Source organism: Effusibacillus lacus, from assembly GCF_002335525.1.
Taxonomy (GTDB): Bacteria; Bacillota; Bacilli; order Tumebacillales; family Effusibacillaceae; genus Effusibacillus; species Effusibacillus lacus.
Genome location: NZ_BDUF01000097.1, coordinates 13,062 through 19,098 on the forward strand (window position 1 = coordinate 13,062; position 6,037 = coordinate 19,098).

General features: G+C 51.2%; 8 protein-coding genes. 2 read left to right on the top strand and 6 right to left on the bottom strand.

Features of this window, described 5'->3' with window-relative positions; translation table 11 throughout:
* The 3 genes from secF to EFBL_RS16635 all read right to left on the bottom strand — a co-directional run.
* On the bottom strand, positions 1-742 hold a 742-nt coding region (secF, locus tag EFBL_RS16625; RefSeq protein WP_231705848.1), incomplete at its 3' end, for a protein translocase subunit SecF.
* Positions 739-1,971, bottom strand: coding sequence for a protein translocase subunit SecD (secD, locus tag EFBL_RS16630; RefSeq protein WP_096183289.1), 1,233 nt, complete (start codon positions 1,969-1,971; stop codon positions 739-741). The genes secF and secD, both read right to left, overlap by 4 nt.
* Positions 1,972-2,089: 118 nt before the next feature.
* Positions 2,090-2,314, bottom strand: coding sequence for a post-transcriptional regulator (locus EFBL_RS16635; protein WP_096183291.1), 225 nt, complete (start codon positions 2,312-2,314; stop codon positions 2,090-2,092).
* 143 nt (positions 2,315-2,457) lie between these two features.
* On the opposite strand from EFBL_RS16635, the gene spoVB reads away from it, so the two are divergent.
* The gene (gene spoVB, locus EFBL_RS16640; RefSeq protein ID WP_096183293.1) at positions 2,458-4,047 is read left to right on the top strand and encodes a stage V sporulation protein B; all 1,590 of its coding nucleotides are present in this window, start codon (positions 2,458-2,460) and stop codon (positions 4,045-4,047) included.
* 21 nt (positions 4,048-4,068) lie between these two features.
* On the opposite strand, the gene EFBL_RS16645 is transcribed toward spoVB, so the two are convergent.
* Positions 4,069-4,764, bottom strand: a complete 696-nt coding sequence (locus tag EFBL_RS16645) for a DUF421 domain-containing protein (protein ID WP_231705849.1) — start codon at positions 4,762-4,764, stop codon at positions 4,069-4,071.
* A gap of 119 nt (positions 4,765-4,883) precedes the next feature.
* Between EFBL_RS16645 and EFBL_RS16650 the strand changes: the two genes are divergently transcribed.
* Entirely contained in the window at positions 4,884-5,279 is a 396-nt protein-coding gene (locus tag EFBL_RS16650) for a TIGR04086 family membrane protein (protein ID WP_096183295.1), read from the top strand.
* Between the two features lie 83 nt (positions 5,280-5,362).
* Here EFBL_RS16650 and yajC read toward each other — a convergent pair whose 3' ends face one another.
* The gene (gene yajC, locus EFBL_RS16655; protein ID WP_096183297.1) at positions 5,363-5,647 is read right to left on the bottom strand and encodes a preprotein translocase subunit YajC; all 285 of its coding nucleotides are present in this window, start codon (positions 5,645-5,647) and stop codon (positions 5,363-5,365) included.
* Between the two features lie 35 nt (positions 5,648-5,682).
* The coding region (locus EFBL_RS21485; RefSeq protein WP_231705850.1) for a tRNA-ribosyltransferase family protein at positions 5,683-6,037 on the bottom strand (355 nt) is incomplete at its 5' end.

Here is a 6,037-nt window from a genome sequence, read left to right on the forward strand (position 1 = left end):
GGGCGCCTGCCGCGAAGATCACGGTCAAAATGGTGTTGACGGAACGGTTCATCGTTTCCCAGAGGGAATCGTTGACCAGATCTTCCAGTTCACTCTTGGTCTTGACCTTGGCAAACTTCATTTTCTCGCGAATGCGGTCAAAGATCACAATTGTATCGTGGATGCTATATCCAACAATGGTCAGAATCGCAGCGATAAACGGCAAATCGATTTCAATCCGGAATAAGGCGAAAATCGACACAACCAGCAATACCACTTGCAGCAGGGAAATCACTCCCGAGATTGCGAATCGGTATTCAAAACGGATCGCCATGTAGAGGATAATCCCGATAGAGGCGGCCATCAATGCGTAAAATGCTTTGCGCGTCATTTCCTTGGCCACTTCAGGGTTGACCGACACGATCTCCGGATCCTGCGAGTTCGGGAAGTTCGCTTTCAATTCCTTCTTGATGGAGGCTTCCTGCTCCGGGGTAATCTGGTCAGCCAACCGGACAACGGCCACTTCTCCCTGATTGCCGGCAGTTGTCAGATGAGAACCCTTCAAACCAAGCTCATCAAACATCCGCACAACCTCGGAAGTGTTAAAACCGGCTCCAAGCTGCACCTGTACGCGTGTTCCGGCTTTAAAGTCGGTGCCCAGATTAAATCCCGTCACAAGCATGGATATAATACCTGCTATCGACAAAATCACGGATACAAGGAAAAACCATTTGCGCTTCCTTACAATATCAAATCGCTTCATTTCGTTTTGCCCTCCTTTGCTTGGGCTCCGAACCACCAGGGATTGCGGATCAGGTTCGAACGAACGAGAAGCAACAGCATCCAGCGCGACACAAGCACCGCAGTCAAGAAAGTCGCCAAGACGGAAATGATGTGGGCAATGGCAAAACCGCGAACCTGACCGGATCCAAACCACAGCATGATGGCACCTGCAATCAGGGAAGTGGTGTTGGCGTCAATAATGGTGGGCATGGAACGCTTCTGGCCCATAATCACGGCAGACAGCAGTGTCTTCCCATTGCGAAACTCATCCTTCATTCGTTCGTAGGCGATAATATTCACGTCCACAGCCATGCCCACACCGAGTACCAGAGCGGCAAGCCCCGGCAGGGTCAGGACAATATCCATTCCATTAAACACGGCAATCAACAGATATATGTACATGAGAAGAGCGATATTGGCGATCAGTCCGGGCAATCGATAGAACACCAGCATAAACGCAAAGATCAGGACAAATGCAATGCCTGCCGCATACAGGGTCTTCTGCAAAGCGGCTTGTCCCAGAGTTGCCCCGACAGACATCGAGGACAATTCCTTGATCGGAAACGGAAGCGCACCGGCGTTCAGCAGAGTTGCCAGTTCGTTGGCCTCTTTCGGGCCGCCCATTCCGGTGATAACCGCTTTCCCGTCAACCAGGACACTTTGGATAACCGGTTTCGACAACTGCTCACCGTTGAGCCAGATTCCCATCGGCTGCCCCAAGTACTTGGTGGTTACTTCCTGCAATCTCTTGGGATCCTTGAACTCCACCGCAACCTGAATTTGCCCGGTTTGCGGATCTTGCTGGAAGCGGGCGTTCGCTTTCAGGTCTGCACCCGTCAATAGCACTTCCTTATCGTCAGGGGAGCGGAATTCCAGCTTGGCCGGTTCCCCAAGAATCCGTTTTGCTTCATCCTGATTGGCAACCCCGGCCAACTGAACCCGGATCCGGTTGGTTCCTTCAATGGTAATGTTCGGTTCCTTGGCTCCCAAGGCGTTTGCACGGTTCTCAAGCGCATGCATGGTGGCAAGCACGCCTTCCCGTGTCACCTGTTCTTTCTCGGCGGGCTGCACTTCATATAAGACGTCGAATCCGCCTTGCAGGTCAAGCCCCAGCGGAATTCCGTCCCACAGTCTCTTGGTTGTCGTTCCTGCAAGTCCCGAAAATAATGCCAGTACCAGCAAGAGCGTGATCAGTTTACTCCACTTCATAATAGCCTCCTTAACGACTGTGCGGTCAATAGAATCAGTATACGGCTTGTCCTGAAACACGTCAATTTATATACCGCAACATGAAAAAGACACCGGCAACCCGGTGCCCGCCAGGGAGTCAACCCTTGTAAGCTTCCAGCATCGCCCAATTCATATATTTGTTTGCTTTCAGTGACAGGATGTCGTTGACGATCTGGTAAAGAGGCGGCATCTCTTTCTTGTACCGGCTGGACACGCACTTCCAAATGTCCTCGCCTTCCACTTCAAAGCCAAGCAGGCGAAACTCATTTGCCTTGGAGTGGCAGAGTTCCTCAATCATTGCTGTCAGTTCCTTGTCATCCAAAAGAGCGCCCCCCTTTTTCCCGATTGCTCTTCTTTTAGAAATTCGATTTTCCTTTGTAAAATCCTCCCGCCGAATTTTGGGACTAACCCCGCACTTGTCCGCATAGGTTTGGTAGAGAGAATGTGACAAGGAGACGGCTGGAGATGAGCAAACAATCTTTCCTCCATGGCGCTATGGTTCTTGTGCTGGCAAGCATTGTAACCAAGATCATAGGAATGGGGATGCAGATCGTCCTGAACCGGATTGTGGGACCGGAAGGAATCGGATTGTTCCGGATGGTATTCCCGATGCTGATGATGATTCTGACACTCTCCACCATCGGACTGCCCACCGCCGTTTCAAAAGTGATAGCGGAGGCGATTGCCGTCGGGGACCGCCGCAAAGTGAAAAGGGTAATGGTGTTCACCACCGTTGTGGTGACTGTCCTTTCCACAGCCTTTACGATCGGGGTTCTCGGAACGGCCGCATGGTTGACTAACCACCTGCTCACCGATTCCCGCACCTATTATACAGTGTTGGCCATGACGCCAACGATTCTGGTTATCTCCTGGTCGTCCATCCTGAGGGGATACTTTCAAGGCATTCAGAACCAAACTCCCCCTTCGGTGGCCTGGATACTGGAAACCATCGTCAGAGCCACCCTGACTCTTCTGATTGTGTATTATTGCATGCCCGATCTTGTGAAAGCTTCAGCGGGCGCCATGTTGGGACTTCTGGCGGGGGAATTGACTCACCTGGCGTATATTGCGGCATGCTATTGGCGGAAATATGGCCTGCAACGGATTCCGATACCTCCGATGGCTCCATATGTGAAACCGGAGCCCTTCCGCAAAACCATCTGGTCCCTGTTTGAGGTAGCCGGTCCTGTAACGGTGGCAGGAATTATCGGGTCGTTTGCCTACTGGCTGGAGACTCTGCTGATTCCCCGGGCGCTGCTTGCCTCAGGGTTGACCAAAGAGGAAGCGACTGCAGCCTTCGGCCTTTATTCCGGATATGCCGTATCCTTGTTAGTTCTGCCGACCGTTTTCACTTATGCATTGTCTACTACCATCCTTCCGTCCATCTCGGAAGCGGTTGCCCTGAACCAACCGAAACTGGTGCAGAGAAGGTTATACCAGGCATTCCGTTTTACAGCCATCATGGGGCTTCCTTCCTCTGTCATATTCACCCTGCTGGCGACTGAGTTATCAACCGCCATCTACAACACCCCCGCCGCTGGCCCCATTCTGGCAGTGATGGCACCGGTCGGATTTTTCATCTATTTGAAAACTCCCTTATCGAGCATTCTGCAGGGAATGAACCGGGCAGGACTCGCCATGTTCTACTCCATTGTGGGTTCGGCCATTAAACTGGCTGTAATCTACTGGCTGGCCTCCAAACCCGGGTTGGGGATCATGGGGGTTGCGTGGGCTGTTGTCATATCCAACGTGATTGTTTGCTGTGCTTACTTTCTGGCAGTGACAGGCTTGATCGGATTCTATGTAGATCTCGCGGACACGCTGAAAATCCTCGTCTCCACTCTGGTCATGTCCCTGATCATCATGCAGGCCAAAGCGGTCACAGCAGGGATGGGTTCCAGCTACACCGTGATTTTCGGTGTGTCCATCGGCTTGCTGGTGTACCTGATGCTGCTGTTTCTGCTCCGTGTGCTGTCACTGCACACGGTGAATCGGATTCCTTATGTGGGACCGGTGATGGCCAAGGCGCTTCAGTGGATTCCGTTTGTGAAGTGACGGAGGACATAGGCCTGTTCCCTATGTCCTCTTTTCTTCCCTTTCATCGATATACAGTCTCCCCCTGTGGTCCATGCTGCAAAAGAAAATTTCCTTGATTTGCTTATATCCGTAATGTCCGATCTCTTCATGCAGCCATCCAATGTCCTTGTTGATTTTCTCCAGATTTTTGGTCACCGGTTTCCCGTCCACGATCAGGGCGATGGGCGGTTTGAAAGGATAGGTTTCGATCTGCAGATCCCCTTTTGTAACAGGCAGGGCCTCCTCTTTCGGAAAAACGGAAAGCTTCCCCGTGGTTTCCAGAATGGCATACTCCACATCCCCTACATGGGCAATATCTTTTTCCCGCAATTGGGTCAGCAAATCGCTCAAGGAATAGCGCGTCCGCCTCATTTCCGCATCGTCAATCCTGCCGTCCCGAATCAACACCGTGGGGCGGCCTTCAATCAATTCCCTGAAACGGCGGCTTTTCAGCGATATCCACGCAACCAGAACCTGCAGGGAAACCAGGATGGAAACAATAATCAACCCTTTCCAGATCGGTTCTTCCAGATCAAGGGAAACGGCGGCCACCTCCGCAATCATAATGGATACCACCAGGTCAAAGACCGACAATTTGCCGATTTCCCTTTTTCCCATCAGACGCAAGGAGACCAGTACAAACACGTACACAAAAACGGTTGTCAGGGCCAGCTTGCCGATGTGCGCCATGTTCATTCCGAAAAATTCCCTCCTGTTTCCAAAGCGCTCCAGATAGTATGACACAAGGGACGAGTATTCATAACGGTTGTTTAGGGTGAATAAAATGAACTAACAATCAGGAGGAGGAATCGTCAATGAAGGGGAAATCACTTAGTGACATGGCTCCGCGACTGGGCGGAACGCCCGTGCTTTACGGACTGATCTATGCCTTTGCGGTTGCATTCAGCGCCCTTTTGCTCGTGTCGATTGTATTGACTTGGACATCCATTCCGGAAACCAAGCTGCCTGTAATGACTTATGTGATCAATCTGGCTGCCGTGTTGACCGGGTCTTTTGCAGCGGCGCGCAGAACGGGAGAGAAAGGTTGGTATTATGGCGGATTGACCGGCCTCTTCTACTCGGTGGCCATTACCATTCTAGGGCTGCTGATCGTATCCGCTTCTTTTACTCTGCACAACCTAGTGCAAATTACACTGTTATCGGCAATCGGAGCTTTGGGAGGCGTTGTAGGGGTCAATATCAGACGATGAGCGAGGTCTGAGCGGATTTTCGATGATCAAAAAATGCAGAGGGCCGTACCTAAGCAGGGCAGCCCTCTCGACGTGTATGGCAGTTATTCGGTTGCTGCGGCCGTTTGTGCCTCTTTCTTAACATTTCCAATGGCGGAACGTTCAAACTTGACTCTGGTATTCTCCGCAACTTTGAGGGTAATGGTATCTTCGTCAATCTCAGTGATCGTGCCGTGCATGCCGCCAATGGTGACGACCTGGTCGCCTTTTTTCAAAGCGGACAGCATGGCATTTCGCTCTTTGGCGCGCTTCTGCTGAGGGCGAATCAGCAGGAAATAGAAAATCGCAATCATCAGAATAAAAGGCAACAATTGGGTTAGTGTTTGCACTGGTATGTATCCTCCTTTGGGCTTGTCCCAATCTGTCAGGCATCGTATCCATATTGGGAATAAAATTCCTTCTTGAATTCTAGCAGACGATTCTCCTCTATGGCAAGCCGAATCTTTCGCATCAAATCGACAAGGAAGTACAGATTGTGGTAACTGGTCAAACGCAAGCCAAAAATCTCGTCCGCTTTGATCAGGTGTCGGATATAGGCCCGGGAATAGTTGCGGCAGGTGTAACAATCACAGTTCGGATCCAGCTTCTCCCAATCCCTTGCATAGGTTGCGTTACGGATTACGATCTTTCCGACCGATGTCATACAGGTGCCGTTTCGTGCTATGCGCGTCGGCAATACGCAATCAAACATGTCGATTCCGCGTATAACACCCTCAAAC

Bases quoted from the DNA above. Each gene is read 5' to 3' on its own strand.
- secD (WP_096183289.1), bottom strand. From the start codon at position 1,971: ATGAAGTGGAGTAAACTGATCACGCTCTTGCTGGTACTGGCATTATTT.
- spoVB (WP_096183293.1), top strand. From the start codon at position 2,458: ATGAGCAAACAATCTTTCCTCCATGGCGCTATGGTTCTTGTGCTGGCA.
- EFBL_RS16645 (WP_231705849.1), bottom strand. From the start codon at position 4,764: ATGAACATGGCGCACATCGGCAAGCTGGCCCTGACAACCGTTTTTGTG.
- EFBL_RS16650 (WP_096183295.1), top strand. From the start codon at position 4,884: ATGAAGGGGAAATCACTTAGTGACATGGCTCCGCGACTGGGCGGAACG.